The sequence below is a fragment of the Vibrio gigantis genome (assembly GCF_024347515.1).
Lineage (GTDB): Bacteria > Pseudomonadota > Gammaproteobacteria > Enterobacterales > Vibrionaceae > Vibrio > Vibrio gigantis.
In genome coordinates this window covers 3,356,120-3,377,998 of the sequence record NZ_AP025492.1, presented here as the reverse complement: position 1 = coordinate 3,377,998, position 21,879 = coordinate 3,356,120, and the positions used below count along the sequence as shown (strand labels likewise).

Genomic DNA, 21,879 nt, shown 5'->3' with positions numbered 1-21,879 from the left:
TTGTTCACTACAGTAAACAGCTGTTTGTCACCGCCCCCTCTTGAAGAGTGTTTTGGGTGGTTTGGGTCACTTATCAGCGAGCTGAGGAACCCCATGGTTTACTCTTATACCGAGAAAAAGCGCATCCGTAAGGATTTTGGTACTCGTCCACAAGTTTTGGACATTCCATACCTGTTATCGATCCAGCTTGATTCTTTCGACAAATTCATCGAACAGGATCCAGAAGGTCAATACGGTCTTGAAGCTGCTTTCCGTTCTGTATTTCCAATTCAGAGCTACAACGGCAATTCTGAGCTGCAATACGTTAGCTACCGTCTTGGTGAGCCAGTTTTTGACGTTAAAGAATGTCAAATCCGCGGTGTTACTTACTCAAAGCCACTACGCGTAAAACTACGTCTAGTTATCTTTGATCGAGATGCACCAGCAGGTACTGTAAAAGACATTAAAGAACAAGAAGTCTACATGGGCGAAATTCCGCTTATGACAGACAATGGTACTTTCGTAATTAATGGTACCGAGAGGGTTATCGTATCCCAGCTGCACCGAAGCCCAGGCGTGTTCTTCGACAGTGATAAGGGTAAGACCCACTCATCAGGTAAAGTTCTTTATAACGCACGTGTAATTCCTTACCGTGGCTCATGGTTAGACTTTGAGTTCGACCCTAAGGATAACTTATTCGTACGTATCGACCGTCGTCGTAAGCTACCAGCATCGATTATTCTTCGTGCACTTGGTAAATCGACTGAAGAGATCCTAGATCTGTTCTTCGACAAGGTGAACTTCGAAGTTAAAGACCAAACTCTTCTTATGGAGTTGGTTCCTGATCGTCTACGTGGTGAAACTGCGTCATTCGACATCGAAGCAAACGGTAAAACTTACGTTGAGACTGGTCGTCGTGTTACTGCTCGTCATATCCGTCAGCTTGAAAAAGATGGCGTTGAGCACATCGAAGTACCAGTTGAGTACATCGTTGGTAAAGTTGCATCTAAAGATTACATCAATGAAGCAACTGGCGAGATCATCGTTGGCGCGAACCAAGAGATTAGCCTAGAAGCACTTGCTAACCTGTCTCAAGCAGGTCACAAGGCTCTACAAACTCTGTTCACGAATGACCTAGATCACGGTCCATTCATGTCAGACACTCTACGTGCAGATAGCACAGTAGATCGCATCTCTGCATTGGTAGAAATCTACCGCATGATGCGTCCTGGCGAGCCACCAACGAAAGAAGCTGCAGAATCTCTATTCGAAAGCCTATTCTTCTCTGAAGAACGTTACGACCTATCAACTGTAGGCCGTATGAAGTTCAACAGCTCTATTGAGCGTGAAGAAGAAGAAGAGCGCGGTACTCTGGATGAATCAGACATCATCGAAGTGATGAAGAAGCTGATCGGTATCCGTAACGGTATTGGTGAAGTGGACGATATCGACCACCTTGGCAACCGTCGTATTCGTTCTGTAGGTGAAATGGCAGAAAACCAATTCCGTGTTGGTCTAGTTCGTGTAGAACGTGCCGTTAAAGAGCGCCTAAGCCTTGGTGACCTTGATGCAATCATGCCTCAAGATCTTATCAACGCTAAGCCGATCTCTGCTGCAGTTAAAGAATTCTTTGGCTCTTCACAGCTTTCACAGTTCATGGACCAAAACAACCCATTGTCAGAAGTTACGCACAAACGTCGTATCTCTGCTTTAGGTCCTGGTGGTCTTACTCGTGAGCGCGCAGGCTTCGAAGTACGTGACGTTCACGTAACTCACTACGGTCGTCTATGTCCGATCGAAACGCCTGAAGGCCCAAACATCGGTCTAATTAACTCGCTATCTGCGTTTGCACGTTGTAACGATTACGGTTTCCTAGAAACTCCGTACCGTCGTGTAGTAGATGGTGTAGTAACAGAAGAAGTTGATTACCTGTCTGCAATCCAGGAAGGTCAATTCGTAATCGCGCAAGCAAACACTATTCTTACTGAAGAAGGTACGTTTGCAGATGAGCTAATCACAGCTCGTCAAAAAGGTGAATCTGGTCTTCACCCACGCGATCACGTTGACTACATGGACGTTGCGACAAACCAAGTAGTATCTATCGCTGCTTCGCTTATCCCGTTCCTAGAACACGATGATGCGAACCGTGCATTGATGGGTGCCAACATGCAACGTCAAGCTGTACCAACACTTAAGGCTGATAAGCCTCTAGTAGGTACTGGTATCGAACGTAACATCGCAGTTGACTCTGGTGTTACAGCGGTTGCTAAACGTGGTGGTCAAGTTCAGTCTGTAGACGCTTCTCGTATCGTAGTTAAGGTTAACGAAGATGAATTGGTACCTGGCGAAGCTGGTATCGATATCTACAACCTAACTAAGTACACGCGTTCGAACCAAAACACATGTATTAACCAACGTCCAACTGTACTTCCTGGTGAACCAGTTGCACGCGGCGATGTTCTTGCTGATGGTCCTTCAACAGACCTTGGTGAACTTGCTCTTGGCCAAAACATGCGTATCGCATTCATGCCTTGGAACGGTTACAACTTCGAAGACTCGATCTTAGTATCTGAGCGCGTAGTTCAAGAAGACCGTTTCACGACAATCCACATTCAAGAACTATCTTGTGTGGCTCGTGATACTAAGCTGGGCTCTGAAGAGATCACAGCTGATATTCCAAACGTAGGTGAGTCTGCTCTGTCTAAACTAGACGAGTCAGGTATCGTTTACATTGGTGCTGAAGTTAAGGGTGGCGACATCCTAGTTGGTAAAGTAACACCTAAAGGTGAAACTCAACTGACACCTGAAGAGAAGCTACTACGTGCAATCTTCGGTGAGAAAGCATCTGATGTTAAAGATACTTCTCTACGTGTACCAAACTCTGTTTCGGGTACTATCATCGATGTACAAGTCTTCACTCGCGATGGCGTAGAGAAAGACAAGCGTGCACTTGAAATCGAACAGATGCAGCTTAAAGAAGCGAAGAAAGACCTAACTGAAGAGTTCCAAATTCTTGAGGGTGGCCTTCTTAACCGTGTTAAAGCTGTACTTCTGTCTGGTGGTTACTCTGAAGCTAAGCTTGATACTATCGGTCGTAAGCAATGGCTAGAGCAAGTTCTAGAAGACGATGCGCTACAAACACAGCTTGAGCAACTTGCTGAGCAGTGGGATGAGCTAAAAGCAGACTTCGATAAGAAGTTTGAAACTAAGCGTCGTAAAATCACTCAAGGTGATGATCTAGCGCCTGGCGTTCTTAAGATTGTTAAAGTTTACCTAGCGGTTAAACGTCGTATCCAGCCTGGTGATAAGATGGCCGGTCGTCACGGTAACAAAGGTGTAATCTCTAAGATTAACCCTGTTGAAGACATGCCATACGATGAGAAAGGTCAACCTGTAGACATCGTACTTAACCCGTTGGGTGTACCATCGCGTATGAACATCGGTCAGATCCTAGAAGTTCACTTAGGTTTGGCTGCTAAAGGTATCGGTGACAAGATCAACCAAATGGTTAAGGAGCAACAAGAACTGCATAAGTTCCGTGAGTTCCTACAGAAGGTTTATGATCTTGGTGATACTCGTCAGAAAGTTGATATTGCTGAACTGTCTGATGATCAAGTTCGTACACTGATCAAGAACCTACGTGGCGGTCTACCGATTGCTACTCCTGTGTTCGACGGTGCTTCAGAAGCGTTAATCAAAGAACTACTTAAACTGGGTGATCTGCCAGAATCTGGTCAGCTTAAACTGTTTGATGGTCGTACTGGTGATTCGTTTGAGCGTCCTGTAACTGTTGGTTACATGTACATGCTGAAACTGAACCACTTGGTTGATGACAAGATGCATGCTCGTTCAACTGGTTCTTACAGCCTAGTAACTCAGCAACCACTTGGTGGTAAAGCTCAGTTCGGTGGTCAGCGTTTCGGTGAGATGGAAGTATGGGCACTAGAAGCATACGGTGCAGCATATACTCTACAAGAAATGCTAACAGTTAAGTCAGATGACGTTAACGGCCGTACTAAGATGTATAAGAACATCGTAGACGGTAACCATAGCATGGAACCTGGCATGCCAGAGTCGTTCAACGTACTGTTGAAAGAGATTCGCTCGCTAGGTATCAACATCGAGCTAGAAGACGAAGAGTAATCCCTCCTCTTTTTAAAAGAAGATAGGATTATTTGGTAAAAGGGAGCTTGCTACAGCAGTGAGCTCCTTTAACTCCTTACAGGAGCTGAATGTGAAAGACTTATTAAACTTTCTAAAAGCACAGCATAAGACCGAAGAATTTGATGCAATCAAAATCGGTCTATCTTCACCAGACATGATCCGTTCATGGTCTTTTGGTGAAGTTAAAAAGCCGGAAACAATTAACTATCGTACGTTCAAACCTGAGCGTGATGGTCTGTTCTGTGCACGTATTTTTGGTCCAGTTAAAGACTACGAATGTCTTTGTGGCAAATACAAGCGCCTGAAGCACCGTGGTGTTATCTGTGAGAAGTGTGGCGTTGAAGTTACACAAACTAAAGTTCGTCGTGACCGTATGGGCCACATCGAGCTAGCTTCACCAGTTGCTCACATCTGGTTCCTAAAATCACTACCGTCTCGTATCGGTCTACTAATGGATATCCCTCTACGTGATATCGAACGTGTTCTTTACTTCGAGATGTACGTAGTAACTGAACCAGGTATGACTGATCTAGAAAAATCTCAGATGCTTACTGAAGAAGAGTATCTGGATCGTCTAGAAGAGTGGGGTGACGAATTCACTGCTAAGATGGGTGCTGAAGCGATCAAAGATCTGCTTGCAACAATGGACCTTCATCAAGAAGTGGAAGAAATGCGCGAAGAGTTAGAAACAACTAACTCAGAAACTAAGCGTAAAAAAGTTACTAAGCGCCTGAAGCTAGTTGAAGCGTTTATTGCATCGGGTAACGATCCGCAATGGATGATTCTGACTGTACTTCCGGTTCTGCCGCCAGATCTACGTCCTCTAGTACCACTAGATGGCGGTCGTTTTGCGACTTCAGATCTGAACGACCTTTACCGTCGTGTGATCAACCGTAACAACCGTTTGAAGCGTCTTCTAGAGCTAGCTGCTCCGGACATCATCGTACGTAACGAAAAGCGTATGCTGCAAGAGTCTGTTGATGCACTTCTAGATAACGGTCGTCGTGGTCGTGCTATCACTGGTTCTAACAAGCGTCCTCTGAAATCTCTTGCTGATATGATCAAGGGTAAACAAGGTCGTTTCCGTCAGAACCTTCTAGGTAAACGTGTAGACTACTCTGGCCGTTCTGTAATCACAGTAGGTCCATACCTTCGTCTACATCAGTGTGGTCTTCCTAAGAAGATGGCACTTGAGCTATTTAAGCCGTTCATCTACAGCAAGCTAGAAACTCGTGGCATGGCTACGACAATCAAAGCTGCTAAGAAGATGGTAGAGCGCGAAGAAGCTATCGTTTGGGATATCCTAGATGAAGTAATCCGCGAACACCCAGTACTACTTAACCGTGCACCTACACTTCACCGTCTAGGTATCCAAGCGTTTGAACCAGTACTAATCGAAGGTAAAGCGATTCAGCTTCACCCACTAGTGTGTGCGGCATACAACGCCGACTTCGATGGTGACCAAATGGCGGTACACGTGCCTCTAACTCTAGAAGCACAGCTTGAAGCACGTACTCTGATGATGTCAACGAATAACATTCTGTCGCCAGCGTCAGGTGATCCGATCATCGTACCTTCTCAGGACGTTGTATTGGGTCTTTACTACATGACACGTGACAAGATCAACGTGAAAGGCGAAGGTATGTACCTTGCTGGCCCTGCTGAGGCTGAAAAGGCATACCGTACTAAGACTGCTGAGCTACACGCTCGCGTTAAAGTACGTATCACCGAGACTGTAGTAGATGAAGATGGTAACAGCACTACTGAAACGAAGATGGTTGATACAACTGTCGGCCGTGCAATGCTATGGCAAATCGTTCCAGCTGGCCTACCGTACAGCATCGTTAACCAAAAGTTAGGTAAGAAGCAGATCTCTACTCTTCTTAACGAGTGTTACCGTAAGCTTGGTCTGAAAGATACAGTAGTATTTGCTGACCAAATCATGTACGCAGGTTTTGCATACGCTGCACTTTCTGGTGTTTCTGTAGGTATCGACGATATGGTTGTACCTCAAGCGAAATACGATGAAATTGAATCTGCTGAAGAAGAAGTTCGTGAAATCCAAGAGCAATTCCAATCTGGTCTTGTTACTGCGGGTGAGCGTTACAACAAAGTTATCGATATCTGGGCATCTACGAATGACCGTGTTGCGAAAGCAATGATGGATAACCTTTCTTCTGAAACTGTTATTAACCGTGACGGCGAAGAAGAACAGCAAGAATCGTTCAACAGCATCTACATGATGGCCGACTCGGGCGCACGTGGTTCTGCAGCTCAGATTCGTCAGCTAGCAGGTATGCGTGGTCTGATGGCGCGTCCAGATGGTTCAATCATCGAAACGCCGATCACAGCGAACTTTAAAGAAGGTCTAAACGTCCTTCAGTACTTTATCTCAACGCACGGTGCTCGTAAGGGTCTTGCGGATACAGCACTGAAAACAGCAAACTCGGGTTACCTAACTCGTCGTCTAGTAGACGTTGCTCAAGACGTTGTAGTACACGAACATGACTGTGGCACGCATGAAGGTATCGACATGATGCCTCACATCGAAGGTGGTGACGTTAAAGTTGCACTTTCTGAGCTTGCTCTAGGTCGTGTAGTTGCTGAAGACGTTCTTAAGCCGGGTACTGAAGATGTACTGATTCCACGTAATACTCTGATTGATGAGAAGTGGTGTCAGATCATGGAAGACAACTCAGTAGATAGCATGAAAGTGCGCTCTGTTGTTACCTGTGATGCAGACTTCGGTTGTTGTGCACAGTGTTACGGTCGTGACCTAGCACGTGGTCACCTAGTGAACCAAGGTGAAGCAGTTGGTGTTATCGCTGCACAATCTATCGGTGAACCGGGTACACAGCTAACGATGCGTACGTTCCACATCGGTGGTGCGGCATCTACTGCAGCAGCAGAGAACAGCATCCAAGCTAAGACAACTGGTACTGTGAAACTTCACAATGCTAAGTTCGTAGTTAACAAAGATAAGAAACTGGTTATCACTTCTCGTGCATCTGAGATGACGATTATTGATGAATTCGGCCGTACTAAAGAGAAGCACAAACTTCCTTACGGTTCGATGCTAACCAAAGGCGACAACGCAGCAGTTACTGCTGGTGAAGTTGTAGCTAACTGGGAAGCGCATACCATGCCAATCATCACAGAAGTGGCAGGTCGTATCCAATTCGTAGATATGATCGATGGTATTACAGTTTCTCGTCAAACTGACGATCTAACTGGTCTTTCTTCAAGTGAAGTGACAGACGCAGCAGCTCGCCCAGCAGCAGGTAAAGATATGCGTCCAGCTATCAAACTTGTTGATGAGCAAGGTAACGACGTAATGATTCCTGGTACTGAAATGCCAGCTCACTACTTCCTACCTGGCAAAGCGATTGTAAACATCGAAGATGGCGCTGAAGTTGGCATCGGTGACACACTATCTCGTATCCCTCAAAAATCGAGCGGAAACAAAGATATCACCGGTGGTCTACCACGCGTAGCTGACCTATTCGAAGCTCGTAAGCCTAAAGAGCCTGCGATCCTTGCTGAGCACACAGGTACTGTGTCTTTCGGTAAAGAAACGAAAGGTAAGCGTCGTCTAGTAATCACTCGTGAAGGCGGTGACGCTTACGAAGAGATGATTCCTAAGCATCGTCAATTGAACGTGTTCGAAGGTGAGAAGATTGAACGTGGTGATGTAATCGCCGACGGTCCTGAAACTCCACACGATATCCTGCGTCTACGTGGTATCCACGCAGTAACTCAGTACATCGCGAACGAAGTTCAAGAAGTTTACCGCTTACAAGGCGTAAAGATTAACGATAAGCACATTGAGACTATCGTTCGTCAAATGCTACGTAAGTGTACAATCACTCATTCTGGTGACTCTCCGTTCCTACCTGGCGAACAAGTTGAGTACCACAATGTTAAGATTGCTAACCGTAAGCTAGAAGCTGAAGGTAAAGAACTAGTACGTTTCGAACGTGACCTACTAGGTATTACTAAAGCATCTCTTGCAACTGAGTCATTCATCTCAGCTGCATCGTTCCAAGAAACGACTCGCGTACTAACAGAAGCTGCGGTTTCTGGTAAGCGTGATGACCTTCGTGGTCTGAAAGAGAACGTAATTGTTGGTCGTCTGATCCCAGCTGGTACTGGTTTCGCTTACCACCAAGAGCGTCAAAAGCAACGTGAAGAAGAGCAAGAAGGTCCTTCAGCTGAACAAGCTACTGACAATCTAGCAGCACTTCTAAACGCTGGTTTCTCTTCAGAAGAGTAAGCTCTACGAGTAGTCTCTAAGAGATAAGAAAAAGGCACCTTCGGGTGCCTTTTTTGTATCTGGCGTATTGGTATCTAATGAGAAGTTTATAGACCAGGAGTTGGTCGATATGCTTGATTACTTAGCTGGTGGACTTATTGGTGAGTGCGTTCTCGAGGGAAGTTTGGGTGTTTATAGGGAGGTCATGAGTCTGAAACTGGTGAAAAACTATGGATTAGAATATGGACGAACCAATAGGCTCTGGTAGAGGAGCTGGATTTTTTAGGTAACGCTATAGACAGAACAAAAAGCTTGCACTGAGGCAAGCTTAGAAAATGTTAGACCATTACGCTCCTGGTGGAACTGCTAGGCTGTCGGCAATTTGTTGAATCAGCTGGTCTTCAACCGCAAATCTAGCCTCAAGGATCTCACCAACGAGTGATAACTCACTATCAAAGCTTTCTAGTGTATCAGTCGCTTCAATGGCTGCGTATTTATCGGTGAAGTTGAGCAGTGGATCTGTGGTAAGAACGATATGACCATAAGATTGGTTGATTTCGTCTGTTGCTTTGAAGCCAGTAGACTGCCATTTGTCCATCACCATGTCATAGATTTTGAAATGACCTTCGGAGATGTAATCAACAAGATGTTGGCTGAATTTTTGGAGTTCTTCTGGAGAAGGCAGTTCGGTGATTGCAGTTGCTTTCGACGATGAAGGCTGTAGAGCGGCAAGCTTACAATACTCAACGATTAGAGACTGTCGAGTTTCGAGCCAATGATCGATGACTTCATTAGAGCCACCCCATTGTTCTTGTATTTGTTTGAATTTATTTAGCATGACCATGTCCTCATGATCTGATCACAACCTTGTGATCAAGTAATTGCCTAAGCAGGGTCCGTTTTATTGGTAGCTACTAAAAGTAATAGCTTGAAATATTCTCTGCTACAACTCTAGTATGAAATTAGATTGCCAGTAAAATGAACGAACTGCAAGCAATGAGGCATAGGGATGTTAAAAAAAAGTGATAACAAAATGACAGAGCAAGCTTATTGGTGCGTCGTTTCTGGTAGTGATATTTGGGTCAATAATGATCAGTTTCCTTTTGGTTCTGCTGAAGAACTAGGACTGAGTGTTGAGCATGCAATCTGTATTGGTCAGCATCAAGGTCGCAAGGTGTTTTGGCTTAATGATTGTGATGTAGAGAATGAACTGAGCATGGTCAGCCTAAGAGAATTACTGCACTGGCCAGAAGCGAGTTTTCTGACTGCAAGCAAAGCTATTCAGTATGGGCACATGACTCAAAGTATGCGTTTTTGCCCGCAGTGTGGGGGGCGTAATCATCTCAACCATAATCAAGTAGCGATGCAGTGTGGGGATTGCCGCACGCTTCATTATCCTCGTATCTTCCCGTGCATCATTGTCGCTGTACGAAACGACAACAAGATATTACTTGCGCAGCACCCAAGGCATAAAACAGGCATGTATACGGTGATAGCGGGCTTCCTAGAAGTTGGAGAGACTCTAGAGCAGTGTGTGGCAAGGGAAGTCAAAGAAGAAACGGGTATCGATGTCGGTAATATTCGTTACTTTGGCAGCCAACCATGGGCGTTTCCATCGAGTATGATGATGGGCTTTCTCGCAGATTATACTGGTGGCACGCTTAAGCCAGACTACAGTGAGCTTTCGGATGCTCAATGGTTTGACGTAATAAGTCTGCCTGATGTTGCTCCTGTTGGAACCATTGCGAGACAGTTGATTGAGAAAACAGTTGATGACGTGGTAAAAGTTGGTTTTACGGAGTAGATGCTAGAGCGCTAATTTACCTGTGATAGTATTTGGCCTATGGGTGGTCAAAAGCTAAAAAAAACCCTCCACAAGTGGAGGGGGTAAGTAAGATGTCGTTATGAGATGCTGAGTAGTGACTACTCAGATGTTATAATTGTAATTTTCGCTAGCGAACAAATTTTTAACATGCTCCCGTAATTGGGTGCAAATTAAGCATTGATTTAAAAGTTAATAACTTGATCTAGGTTGCAAAGCACACAGCTTTTACCCTTCAATCAGTGTTAGAATACTTGCCATCAAAACTAGACAAGATTGAATTGGAATTTAACGGAATGACCGAATTAAAAAACGATCGCTATTTACGCGCACTTTTAAAACAGCCTGTTGATTACACACCGGTATGGATGATGCGCCAAGCTGGCCGATATCTTCCTGAGTACAAAGCAACGCGCGCTGAAGCGGGCGATTTCATGTCTTTGTGCAAAAACGCGGAACTGGCATCAGAAGTAACCCTTCAACCTTTACGTCGTTTCCCGCTTGATGCGGCAATCTTGTTCTCAGACATCCTAACTATCCCTGATGCAATGGGCTTAGGTTTGTACTTTGAAACAGGTGAAGGTCCTAAGTTCGAGCGTCCAATCACGTGTAAAGCTGACGTAGAGAAAATTGGTCTACCTGATCCAGAAGGTGAGCTTCAATACGTAATGAATGCTGTTCGTCAGATTCGTAAAGATCTGAAAGGCGAAGTACCACTGATTGGTTTCTCTGGCAGCCCATGGACACTAGCGACATACATGGTTGAAGGTGGCAGCTCTAAAGCATTCACTAAGATCAAGAAGATGATGTACGCAGAACCACAAACACTGCACCTGCTTCTAGACAAGCTGGCTGACAGTGTTATCGAATACCTCAACGCCCAAATTAAAGCGGGTGCTCAATCAGTAATGGTCTTTGATACATGGGGGGGGGTATTGACTCCTCGTGACTACAACCTATTCTCACTGCAATACATGCACAAAATCGTTGATGGCTTAATCCGTGAAAACGAAGGTCGTCGAGTACCCGTAACTCTGTTCACTAAGAACGGCGGCATGTGGCTTGAGTCTATCGCAGCAACAGGTTGTGATGCGGTTGGCCTTGACTGGACAATCAACATTGCAGACGCAAAAGCTCGCATCGGCGACAAAGTTGCTCTGCAAGGTAACATGGACCCTTCAGTGCTTTACGCTCAACCTGAACGTATTCGTGAAGAAGTAGGTAGCATCCTTGAAGGCTTCGGCGATGGTGGTACAGGTCATGTATTTAACCTAGGCCACGGTATCCACTTAGATGTGCCGCCAGAGAACGCTGGCGTATTCGTTGACGCTGTTCACGAACTGTCTAAGCCTTACCACAAGTAATTCTGAGTAAGATTGTTGAAAGCGCTGTTAGGAAACTAACGGCGCTTTTTTATTATCTGCGATGAGTATTGGATAGCGGTTTAATCTTGTAGCGTGCAGTTCATTAGGCATTTGGATCATGGTAGGCCAAATGCTCCGAGATGTGCTTTCGGATGTAAGGAATAACCTCACTTTCAAACCATGGGTTCTTCTTGAGCCAGATATTATTGCGTGGTGAAGGGTGGGGAAGTGGTAAAAATTCCGGTGCCCAAGCCTGCCAGTTTTTTACTGTCTCAGTCAGTGTTTTGGTTGTCCTTTCCTTCAAGTAATAGTTTTGCGCATACTGACCAATCAGCAGTGTCACTTGAATATTGGGTAGGGATTGCAGCACTTTGTCATGCCAGAGTTCAGCACACTCTTTCCGTGGTGGCAGGTCGCCACTTTTTCCTTTTCCCGGATAACAAAACCCCATAGGCACAATCGCAACTTTTTGCTCGTCATAAAAGGTATCGCTGTCTATCCCTAGCCATTCTCTCAAGCGTTCACCACTGGCATCGTTCCAAGGGATAGATGACTCATGCACCTTGATACCCGGCGCTTGGCCTATGATCAACAAGCGCGCGTTTGGATGTGCTTGAATGACAGGGTTGGCGCCGTGCGAGAGGTGAGGCTCACATGCTGTGCATTGTCGTATCTCTTTGAGTAACGAAGAGGACATCAGTAGCCTTTATCAAAATCAATGACATGGTTCAGTGTAAAACCATCTCGCCACTGTTTGTAATTCTCAGCGAAGATCTCTACTACCTGTCTTGGCTCACTGAGTGCAGCAATGTGTGGCGTAATCGTCACTTGCGGTAGTCTCCAGAAAGGGTGATCTTGCGAAAGGGGCTCGCTTTCAAATACATCTAAAAATGCGTGTTCTACCCATCGGTTTTTAATCGCTAACAGCAAAGCTTTGTTGTCGATGCTTTCCCCTCTGCCGACATTAAACAGCAACACATTAGAGCAGTAACCTAACGTGGTTTGGTTCAACAGTTGATAGGTTTCAGCTGTTGATGGCAGGGTATTGACCACAATATCTGCTTGCTTTAGAGCGGCTTCTAACTCATTGATGTGGAAGGTATCTTTATAGGTTTCTTGTTTGGATGGGATGCCCGTACGGTTGACACCTATGGTATGAATACCAAAAGCCGTCGCGGTTTTGGCTAAATGACTACCAATAGACCCCGTTCCCAAAATCACCATGGTTTTGTCAGTTAGGCTAGAATAAAGCTGTGGCTGCCAGTTTCGTTGCTGTTGTTGCTGGTGGTAATGAGGAAAGTGTCTAAAGTGGCTGATTGCGTAACCTAAAACGTATTCTGCGATAGCAGGACCGAAGATGCCTTTGACGTTGGTCAGCGTGTAATCTTGACGAAGCTCTGGTTGAGTGAGCTTATTGATGCCAGCGTAGGTGCTTTGTACCCAATCAAGCGTTTTAAATTCGTTGAGACGCTCGGCTATCAGAGGAGGCGACGCTAATACAATCTCAGCTAGCTCGGGGTTTTGAGTGATTTCTAGGTCGGGTAAATCCTGGTTTAGAATCAGTTGCGTATAGGTATCGTCATGCTCAGTAAGAATATAGAGCTTATTCGTAAAATTGTTCATCGGCTTACCTTTTCCCCCCAGGGTTTATCAAGTACACTTTCGCTGTCTTTTTCTGCAATTATTGAGTGACTATGCTTCAGAATCCACTGCAGGTTCGTCTTGAAAAGTTAGAACCTTGGCAACAAATTACCTTTATGGCGTGTCTATGTGAGCGTATGTACCCTAACTATGCCATGTTTTGTGAAAATACAGAATTTGCGGAAGCTCGAATCTATCGTGATGTTTTGGATAGCATTTGGGAAATCCTAACGGTTAAAACGGCAAAGGTGAACTTTGAACGCCAATTAGAGAAAGTAGAAGAACTATTTCCTAGCGCAGATGATTTTGACTTCTATGGTGTTTACCCAGCAATGGACGCATGCCAAGGCCTAGCTACGCTAATTCATGGCCTGCTTGACCGCGAGCATATGTTTGAAGCTGTGATTAAAGTAAGCCAACAGTCGGTTAAAACGGTTGCTGAGCTTGAGTTCGCTCAAGGCGCTGAAGAAGTGACGAACGAAAACCAGAAAGAAAACGAAGCGGTATGTGAAGAGTGGGACGTTCAGTGGGCCATTTTCCGACCTCTACGTGAAACGACTGAGCGTGACTTAGAGCTGATCAAAGACCTACGCCACGAACTGCGCGAAGATCCAGTCAGTAACATTGGTGTTGAGTTATAATTCGCTATCGCACCAAGGTACGAATAAAAACAAAGGCTCCCTAGGGAGCCTTTGTTGTATCTGACGATATCAAATTTAGATTAAGCGTCTTTTTTGTCTTCGTTCTGCGCTTTGTCTTTTGATGCTTTATCTTTTGACATGTCGTCGTCATCCGCTGACTTTGAATCTGAGGAATCATTATCTGCTGGAGTTTCTTCCTCTAGCTCGTCCTCGTCATCGCGGTTTTCGATAACACCGTGTGTCTCTTTCCACTTTTCCCAGCGTTGGAACGCCAGTTCTTGCATGTCAGTCGTCTTATCCGCCTCGTCGACAATCTCTTCACCTACTAGGTGCTCAAAGATGTCTTCTAGGGTGATGATGCCCTGAATGGTGCCGTATTCGTCCACAACTAAAGACAGTTGCAGGCGGTTTGCCATCATCTGGTCAAAGGCCTTAGCCAAACCCATGTTGTTCAGCAATACGTGGATAGGGCGCATTACCTCACCCAGAGCTTTCTCACCACACCCGGCTTGCTGCAATCTAAACAGTTCTAAGCGGTGAACAAAACCAATGATGTTGTCACTCTGCTCGCTGTAAACCAGCGGGCGTGAGAATGGTGTGTCTTTATGTTGTTCTAGGAACGTATTCACACTCATTTCCGCATCAACACGGAATACCACTGGGCGCGGCGTCATTACCTGAGTCACGGGTACATCTTGAATACCCAGTAGGTTGCTCAGGATTTTTGACTCGCCTTCTGCAAACTCACCGCTCTCTTTTGCCAAAATAGCCATCGCAGACAACTCATCACGCATTTTTGGTGCTTGGTGGCCACGAGCAAGACGTTTGGTGATCTGTTCTGAAAACCATACAAACGGTGTTAGGAAGAACACCATCCAACGAAGCACGCTTGCTGAAGCCGGAGCAAGTTGACGCCAGTAGGTTGCACCAATGGTTTTTGGAACAATCTCAGACAAAACCAAAATACCCAGAGTTAGCACGGCAGAGAAGACACCTAACCATTGACTACCAAAAACAACAGCTGCTTGTGCGCCCGCTGTCGCAGCACCGATAGTATGCGCGATGGTATTGAGTGTTAAAATTGACGCAAGCGGGCGGTCAATATCTGTTTTCAGTTTGTCTAAAGACTTTGCTGCAGGGTGCCCATTTTGTTTTAGTTGAGCAATGTAGCTCGGACTAATACTCAAAAGCACAGCTTCCAAAACAGAACAAATGAAAGAAACTCCAATAGCAATGGAGACGTAAATAGTTAGCAGCAGCATGTTTGCCCTTAAATTAAATTGTACGCTTTATCAGCGATTCAGCGTGGATTATAGAGAAAAAGTAGTGGCTAGGTCATCATTAATTTTGTGCTGAGCCCCTTTTAAACAAGGGCTTGCTCAATAAAATCAGTAACAAATTGTGAGTTATTACTCATATTATGGCTAAAACTACGGCATTAGAGCTAAAGATCGACGACAAACCTTTGCCAGATGGGGCATTTATGTTTTAGAGTGAATTGAATTCAAAAATACAAAGAAGGGAAACCTAAAATGAACAAGACTCAATTAATCGACTTTATTGCTGAAAAAGCGGACCTTTCTAAAGCACAAGCTAAAGCTGCTCTAGAAGCGACTCTTGGCGGTGTTACAGATGCTCTTAAAGACGGCGATCAAGTTCAGCTAATTGGTTTTGGTACTTTTAAAGTAAACCACCGTGCAGCTCGCACTGGTCGTAACCCAAAAACTGGTGATGAGATCCAAATCGCTGCTGCAAATGTTCCAGCATTTGTTGCAGGTAAAGCGCTGAAAGATTCAGTGAAATAATCTAAACTGTACCGAGGTAGTCGTATTCCACCTCGGTACAGGTTTTTATGAAAAAAGCATTTCTTCTCGTTTCACTATTATCGACATTTCTCATTGGCTGTTCTTCAACAAGCCCTCGCAAAAACCTAGAGCAATTTGAAACTCACACCGGCGGCCAAGTTATGGGCGACGCGACAAGTTTCTACTGGGTTACAAACAAGCTTACACAACCTCATACTTCAGCTGACTATGTCACTGTGGGTGATTACGGCTGGTACCAAACTGATTATGCTTGGTCAGAAGGCGTGCTTCGTGAATTTATTCGTGAAGGTGAGCAGCGTAATTCTTCTAATGAGCTGGTTCCTTATCGTGTTCATGTACGTTTCAATAAGTCAGGCGAAGCTGTGTATCAACAGTATCGTATCGACAGCAAAATTTTACCTATTCAATCTAAGCAACTCGAAAACTACCAGAAAGAAGCTGAGTCGGTTCTAGAAACTACGATGAAGCAGAATGATGAAGGGCTCAGACTGGTTCAGGGTTACTGGGATCGTAGCTCTTTTAAGACGTGTGCAGGTGGTGAGTTTGATCGCATTGAATTTAACCAGACTTTACCAAGTTTCGTGATCAACCGATTGGCATCTGTGGAAAGCTATGCGGCGTTCCTTGGCAGTGACTCATTGGGCAAGATGAGTGTGGAGGAGTTACTGATGCTGGCTGAAGACAGCCATGATTGTGTCGTTAGGCCGTCATTGTTGAAAGAATAGCAAGCAATCAAAGGATTGAGACTATTTGGCCTACCATAGTCCAAATACTTATTTAACTGTACAAGTGCAGATTTCTAGAAGGATTGAGTAATAAAAAAGGCGCCTATCGAGGCGCCTTTTGCTGTTATTCGCTTACTGTTATTGGAAAGTAAGCGAGTAACAAGATTGATTACTGCTCTTGCTCGCGCGCAATCGCACGGTAACCAATGTCATTGCGGTGGAACATACCATTCCAGCTAACTTGCTTAGTCAACGCGTAAGCGCGCTCTTGAGCTTCAGATACCGTGTTGCCCAGCGCCGTTGCACAAAGTACGCGACCACCGTTTGTCACCACGTCGCCAGCTTCGTTATTTGTCGTACCTGCGTGGAAAACCTTTTGGCCTTCAACTTCGCTTGTTGGTAGTGAAATAACGTCACCTTTTGCATAGTCAGCAGGGTAACCGCCAGCCGCAAGAACAACACCGATAGAAGCGCGTGGATCCCACTTAGATTCTGCTTCGTCTAGTTTCTCGTCGATAGCCATTAGGCAAAGCTCAACAAGATCTGACTCCATGCGCATCATGATAGGCTGCGTTTCTGGATCGCCAAAGCGGCAGTTGTATTCGATAACTTTAGGTGTGCCGTCAGCATCGATCATTAGGCCTGCGTAAAGGAAACCAGTGTAAGGCGCGCCTTCTGCATCCATACCACGTACCGTTGGGTAGATAACTTCCTCAAGGATACGGTTGTGGATTTCAGGAGTCACAACTGGAGCAGGAGAGTAAGCCCCCATGCCGCCAGTATTAGGACCTGTGTCTTTGTCGCCAACACGTTTGTGATCTTGGCTGGTGGCCATAGGAAGAACACTAGAACCGTCAACCATTACGATGAAGCTTGCTTCTTCGCCTTCAAGGAACTCTTCAATAACTACGCGGCTGCCAGCTTCACCAAATACGTTGCCTGCTAGCATGTCTTTGATTGCGTCTTCAGCCTCTTCAAGAGTCATCGCAACGATAACGCCTTTACCTGCCGCAAGACCGTCTGCTTTGACTACGATTGGCGCGCCTTGCTCACGTACGTAAGCGATTGCTGGGTCAATCTCAGTGAAGTTTGCGTAGTAACCCGTTGGGATGTCATGACGAGCTAGGAAGTCTTTAGTGAATGCTTTAGAACCTTCAAGCTGCGCTGCTGCTTGAGTAGGGCCAAAGATCGGCAGGCCTACTTCGCGGAATGCGTCAACCACACCAATAACCAATGGCGCTTCTGGACCAACGATAGTCAGTTCGATTTTTTTCTCTTGAGCAAACGCCACTAAACCTGCGATGTCTTCAACGCCGATGTTTACGTTCTCAAGTTTCGGCTCAAGTGCAGTACCTGCATTACCTGGAGCAATGAATACTGTTTCAACGTTTGGGTTTTGTGCTGCTTTCCAACCAAGTGCATGCTCACGACCGCCGGCACCAATAATTAGTACATTCATGTTTTAAACCTTCAATCAAAATTGATAGTAGTAGAACTAGAAAATGTCTGAGCAACACTAAATGAGAGTGTTGCTCATCTCGGAGCGCAGCGTTCCCGTTTCTCGTAGCGAAGCGCTCTCGTATCTTTTCTTTCTAGTGGCGGAAGTGACGCATGCCAGTAAAGATCATCGCCATGCCGTGCTCGTCTGCTGCTGCAATAACTTCATCATCGCGCATAGAACCACCCGGTTGGATAACACACTTGATGCCCGCTTCAGCCGCCGCATCGATACCGTCACGGAATGGGAAGAATGCATCTGATGCCATCACACAACCTTCAACCTGTAGGCCTTCGTCTGCTGCTTTGATGCCTGCGATTTTTGCAGAGTAAACACGGCTCATTTGGCCTGCGCCCACACCAATCGTCATGTCGCCTTTCGAGTAAACGATCGCGTTAGATTTCACGTACTTCGCTACTTTCCAGCAGAATAGCGCGTCTTTTAGCTCTTCAGCTGTAGGTTGGCGCTTAGAAACTACTTTAAGGTCATCTTCAGACACCATGCCTTGGTCGCGGTCTTGAACTAGCAAGCCACCGTTAACGCGTTTCACGTCAAAGCCAGTTGTCTTAGTTGTCCACTCGCCACACTCTAGTAGGCGAAGGTTTTTCTTAGCCGCTACGATTTCTACTGCTTCAGCAGAAACAGAAGGTGCAATGATAACTTCAACGAATTGACGCTCAGTGATAGCCGTTGCTGTTGCTGCGTCTAGTTCACGGTTGAATGCGATGATGCCGCCAAATGCAGACGTTGGGTCTGTTTTGAATGCACGGTCGTAAGCTTCTAGGATGTCTTCACCTAGTGCTACACCACATGGGTTAGCGTGCTTAACAATCACACATGCTGGCTGGTCGAACTCTTTCACACACTCAAGTGCTGCGTCAGTGTCAGCGATGTTGTTGTAAGAAAGCGCTTTACCTTGAATTTGGCGAGCAGTAGATACTGATGCTTCTTCAGGGTTTGCTTCAACGTAGAATGCGGCTGCTTGGTGGCTGTTCTCACCGTAGCGCATGTCTTGTTTCTTCTCGAACTGTTGGTTGAACGTGCGAGGGAATTTAGACTCTTCGTCGCCTTCTTTGTTCTCGCCGTAGCTAGGAACCATAGTGCCGAAGTAGTTTGCGATCATGCCGTCGTAAGAAGCTGTGTGTTCGAATGCTGCGATAGCTAGGTCAAAGCGAGTCTCTAGCGTTAGAGATTTCTCGTTCGCGTCCATTTCAGTTACAACGCGCTCGTAGTCGTGTGCGTTTACAACGATAGTCACGTCTTTGTGGTTTTTCGCTGCAGAGCGAACCATTGTAGGACCGCCGATGTCGATGTTCTCAACAGCGTCAGCAAGGGTACAACCTTCTTTAGCGACGGTTTCTGCGAATGGGTATAGGTTTACAACAACCATATCGATAGGGTTGATACCGTGAGTTTCCATCACGTCATCGTCTTGACCACGACGGCCTAGAACACCACCATGAACTTTTGGGTGCAGAGTCTTAACACGGCCATCCATCATTTCTGGGAAACCAGTGTAGTCAGATACTTCTGTAACAGAGATGCCTTTTTCAGCAAGCAGGCGAGCAGTACCACCGGTAGATAGGATATCTACACCACGGTTAGCAAGAGCTTGTGCAAATTCAACGATACCAGTTTTGTCTGATACGCTGATTAGAGCGCGGCGAATTGGACGAGCGTTATTCATGCTTCCATCTTCCTCAAATTCATGGGGTTAAAATAAAGATATTTGCCAAAAAAGAACTTGTTTCTATCTTCTTAGCGTGGATTATCTTAGATACCAGTAAGAGATAAAATATTGGCCAGTTTTGGTAAAGACCTTTTGGGTTAGTCTTATGATTAAGCTATAAGATAACCAACTCCAAATTTGATGGCGCAGATTCTAACTAATTTATTACAAAAAAGCTCGCGCAATCGTTTGGCATCTCAAAATTAATTATGAAAAGTGCCATTTCAGCCTGAAAAGTAACGATAAGGTTAATTGTGGAATGGACGAAACAGTAGGAAAAAACATGTTTCAGATCGGTGAATTAGCGAAACGATGCGGTGTGACAGCCGATACCTTGCGATTTTATGAGAAGAATAACCTGATCGCGCCAGCCAGTCGCAGTGAGTCGGGTTATCGCCTATATGATGAAAATAACCAAAAACAAGTGACGTTTATCCTTAAATCTAAAGCATTGGGGCTAAGTTTGGACGAGATTAAAGAATTGCTTGAGATTCGCCTCGAAGCCACGCAGCACAGTTGCGCCGAAGTGAAGTCAATTACTTCGGCCAAATTAGAGATGATCGATGAGAAGATTACCGAGTTAACCAAGATTCGTACCGCACTTAAAAAGATCAATGATGCGTGTTGTGGCCACGTAGACGACGATGCAAGCCATTGCTCGATTCTAGCAGCCTTGGACTCAGCAAACGTCGACAAAGGGCGCTGCTGTCGCACTGGAGAGTAATCAGTCACCTCTTACAGATCGACAAGCCAAAAAAAAGCCAAACTCAAAATGAGCTTGGCTTTCAATTCAATAAATTACGAAAGAACGATTAGTTCATGCCGTATTTTTTAAGTTTCTTGCGAAGAGTACCGCGGTTAATACCCATCATGGTTGCTGCGCGAGTTTGGTTACCGCGAGTGTACTGCATGATAGTGTCTAGTAGTGGCTGTTCAACTTCAGCTAATACTAATTCGTATAACTCGCTGACTTCTTGACCGTTTAATTGAGCAAGGTAATTTTTCAATGATGCTTTAACTGAGTCACGTAGTGGCTTCTGCGTGATTTGGTCTTGTGATGTAACTGTAGTTACTGTCAATGCTTCTGAAGTCAGATTTTGTTCGAACATATTCGGTCTAGCTCTTCTCGTAATTATGGTGCAACGTTATCAAAAAAACCTTCTAGCGCTTCAAGCTGCAGATCACCTGCTTCGAATGCGTTGAAGGTACGGCGAAACTCACTCGCTTGTTCATGTTCTTTCAGATACCAACCCACATGCTTACGAGCGATGCGAGGGCCTAAAAACTCTCCATAAAATTCATGTAGAGCGTGCACATGACCAAGCATGATGTCTTTCACTTCCGAAATCGGGAGTGGGTCCATCGTGGTGCCGTTTTCCAAATAGTGTAGGATTTCGTTAAAAATCCAAGGACGTCCTTGGGCAGGTCGACCTATCATTAAAGCATCAGCGCCGGTGTACTCCAGCACAAACTTCGCTTTTTCCGGACTATCGATATCACCGTTAGCGATAACCGGAATAGATACTGCTTGTTTCGCTGCTTTAATGTGTTTGTATTCTGCCTCACCTTTGTACATACAAGCGCGAGTTCTTCCATGGAGGGCAAGAGCTTGTATGCCGCAGTCTTCGGCTATTTTCGCGATCTGGACACAGTTTCTATTGTCTGTATCCCAGCCTGTGCGCGTTTTCAACGTAACTGGAACGTCGACAGCATTTACCACCGCTTTCAGAATGTCTTCAATGAGTTCTGGATGCTGCAGTAGGGCTGAGCCCGCAAGCTTCTTATTCACTTTTTTGGCTGGACAACCCATGTTGATATCGATGATTTGCGCACCGTTATCGACATTAAATTGAGCAGCCTCGGCCATAAGCTGTGGATCTGCACCAGCGATTTGTACTGAACGAATGCCCGATTCGCCTTCATGTACCATACGCTGCTGAGACTTTGACGTTTTCCAAACTTTCGGATTGGAGGACATCATTTCACTGACTGCCATCCCCGCACCGTAGCGAAGACACAACTCACGGAATGGTCTATCCGTTACGCCAGCCATAGGAGCGACGATTAGATTGTTCTTAAGTTGATAATTTCCGATTTTCAAAAATGTCATCACAGTTCTGTACCAGCAAGGGCGCGCATTTTACGCATTTTTTCGCTGCGTGAAAAGACTAATATTTGAGCATTTACAATTTGTTTTAGTAATTTGTTTAAATTTCAGTCAATTAGCGCCCAAAGTCT

At 45.4% G+C, this 21,879-nt stretch carries 16 protein-coding genes; 8 read left to right on the top strand and 8 right to left on the bottom strand.

Annotated elements, in window-relative coordinates; genetic code table 11:
* Window positions 1-93 precede the first annotated feature (93 nt).
* Window positions 94-4,122, top strand: a complete 4,029-nt coding sequence (rpoB, locus tag OCV56_RS15155; RefSeq protein ID WP_086715890.1) for a DNA-directed RNA polymerase subunit beta — start codon at window positions 94-96, stop codon at window positions 4,120-4,122.
* Between the two features lie 91 nt (window positions 4,123-4,213).
* The gene (gene rpoC, locus OCV56_RS15150) at window positions 4,214-8,416 is read left to right on the top strand and encodes a DNA-directed RNA polymerase subunit beta' (RefSeq protein WP_017068865.1); all 4,203 of its coding nucleotides are present in this window, start codon (window positions 4,214-4,216) and stop codon (window positions 8,414-8,416) included.
* Window positions 8,417-8,741: 325 nt separating this feature from the next.
* Here rpoC and OCV56_RS15145 read toward each other — a convergent pair whose 3' ends face one another.
* On the bottom strand, window positions 8,742-9,239 hold the full coding sequence (locus OCV56_RS15145) for an Rsd/AlgQ family anti-sigma factor (RefSeq protein WP_048605474.1): 498 nt from the start codon (window positions 9,237-9,239) through the stop codon (window positions 8,742-8,744).
* A 165-nt stretch (window positions 9,240-9,404) separates the two neighbouring features.
* Here OCV56_RS15145 and nudC point away from each other — a divergent pair, with 165 nt between their 5' ends.
* Both nudC and hemE read left to right on the top strand, forming a co-directional pair.
* Complete coding sequence (gene nudC, locus OCV56_RS15140; protein ID WP_086715888.1) at window positions 9,405-10,199, top strand: NAD(+) diphosphatase; 795 nt, start codon at window positions 9,405-9,407, stop codon at window positions 10,197-10,199.
* 314 nt (window positions 10,200-10,513) lie between these two features.
* Entirely contained in the window at window positions 10,514-11,581 is a 1,068-nt protein-coding gene (gene hemE / locus OCV56_RS15135; protein WP_086715886.1) for a uroporphyrinogen decarboxylase, read from the top strand.
* A gap of 103 nt (window positions 11,582-11,684) precedes the next feature.
* On the opposite strand, the gene OCV56_RS15130 is transcribed toward hemE, so the two are convergent.
* Together OCV56_RS15130 and OCV56_RS15125 are read right to left on the bottom strand one after the other, a co-directional pair.
* Window positions 11,685-12,278: a uracil-DNA glycosylase family protein gene (locus OCV56_RS15130; RefSeq protein ID WP_086715884.1), complete on the bottom strand. Its 594-nt coding sequence runs from the start codon at window positions 12,276-12,278 to the stop codon at window positions 11,685-11,687.
* A complete protein-coding gene (locus OCV56_RS15125; RefSeq protein WP_086715881.1) occupies window positions 12,278-13,204 on the bottom strand; it encodes a D-2-hydroxyacid dehydrogenase in 927 nt (308 codons plus the stop codon). The genes OCV56_RS15130 and OCV56_RS15125 overlap by 1 nt, the downstream gene beginning before the upstream one ends.
* A 71-nt stretch (window positions 13,205-13,275) precedes the next feature.
* On the opposite strand from OCV56_RS15125, the gene OCV56_RS15120 reads away from it, so the two are divergent.
* The gene (locus tag OCV56_RS15120; RefSeq protein WP_086715879.1) at window positions 13,276-13,863 is read left to right on the top strand and encodes a YjaG family protein; all 588 of its coding nucleotides are present in this window, start codon (window positions 13,276-13,278) and stop codon (window positions 13,861-13,863) included.
* An 80-nt stretch (window positions 13,864-13,943) separates the two neighbouring features.
* Here OCV56_RS15120 and OCV56_RS15115 read toward each other — a convergent pair whose 3' ends face one another.
* Complete coding sequence (locus tag OCV56_RS15115; RefSeq protein ID WP_086715877.1) at window positions 13,944-15,125, bottom strand: CNNM domain-containing protein; 1,182 nt, start codon at window positions 15,123-15,125, stop codon at window positions 13,944-13,946.
* Window positions 15,126-15,395: 270 nt separating this feature from the next.
* Here OCV56_RS15115 and hupA point away from each other — a divergent pair, with 270 nt between their 5' ends.
* Both hupA and OCV56_RS15105 read left to right on the top strand, forming a co-directional pair.
* The gene (hupA, locus tag OCV56_RS15110; RefSeq protein WP_004729753.1) at window positions 15,396-15,668 is read left to right on the top strand and encodes a nucleoid-associated protein HU-alpha; all 273 of its coding nucleotides are present in this window, start codon (window positions 15,396-15,398) and stop codon (window positions 15,666-15,668) included.
* Between the two features lie 47 nt (window positions 15,669-15,715).
* Complete coding sequence (locus OCV56_RS15105; RefSeq protein WP_086715876.1) at window positions 15,716-16,414, top strand: DUF1481 domain-containing protein; 699 nt, start codon at window positions 15,716-15,718, stop codon at window positions 16,412-16,414.
* 169 nt (window positions 16,415-16,583) lie between these two features.
* On the opposite strand, the gene purD is transcribed toward OCV56_RS15105, so the two are convergent.
* Window positions 16,584-17,873 (bottom strand): phosphoribosylamine--glycine ligase, encoded by a 1,290-nt coding sequence (gene purD / locus OCV56_RS15100; protein WP_086715873.1) that lies wholly within the window; start codon window positions 17,871-17,873, stop codon window positions 16,584-16,586.
* A gap of 133 nt (window positions 17,874-18,006) precedes the next feature.
* Window positions 18,007-19,599, bottom strand: a complete 1,593-nt coding sequence (gene purH, locus OCV56_RS15095) for a bifunctional phosphoribosylaminoimidazolecarboxamide formyltransferase/IMP cyclohydrolase (RefSeq protein ID WP_086715871.1) — start codon at window positions 19,597-19,599, stop codon at window positions 18,007-18,009.
* A 325-nt stretch (window positions 19,600-19,924) separates the two neighbouring features.
* On the opposite strand from purH, the gene zntR reads away from it, so the two are divergent.
* Entirely contained in the window at window positions 19,925-20,365 is a 441-nt protein-coding gene (gene zntR / locus OCV56_RS15090; protein WP_048612394.1) for a Zn(2+)-responsive transcriptional regulator, read from the top strand.
* A gap of 88 nt (window positions 20,366-20,453) precedes the next feature.
* On the opposite strand, the gene fis is transcribed toward zntR, so the two are convergent.
* Window positions 20,454-20,750, bottom strand: a complete 297-nt coding sequence (gene fis / locus OCV56_RS15085; RefSeq protein ID WP_004729744.1) for a DNA-binding transcriptional regulator Fis — start codon at window positions 20,748-20,750, stop codon at window positions 20,454-20,456.
* A gap of 23 nt (window positions 20,751-20,773) precedes the next feature.
* Window positions 20,774-21,742 (bottom strand): tRNA dihydrouridine synthase DusB, encoded by a 969-nt coding sequence (gene dusB, locus OCV56_RS15080; RefSeq protein WP_032546269.1) that lies wholly within the window; start codon window positions 21,740-21,742, stop codon window positions 20,774-20,776.
* Between the last annotated feature and the right edge of the window lie 137 nt (window positions 21,743-21,879).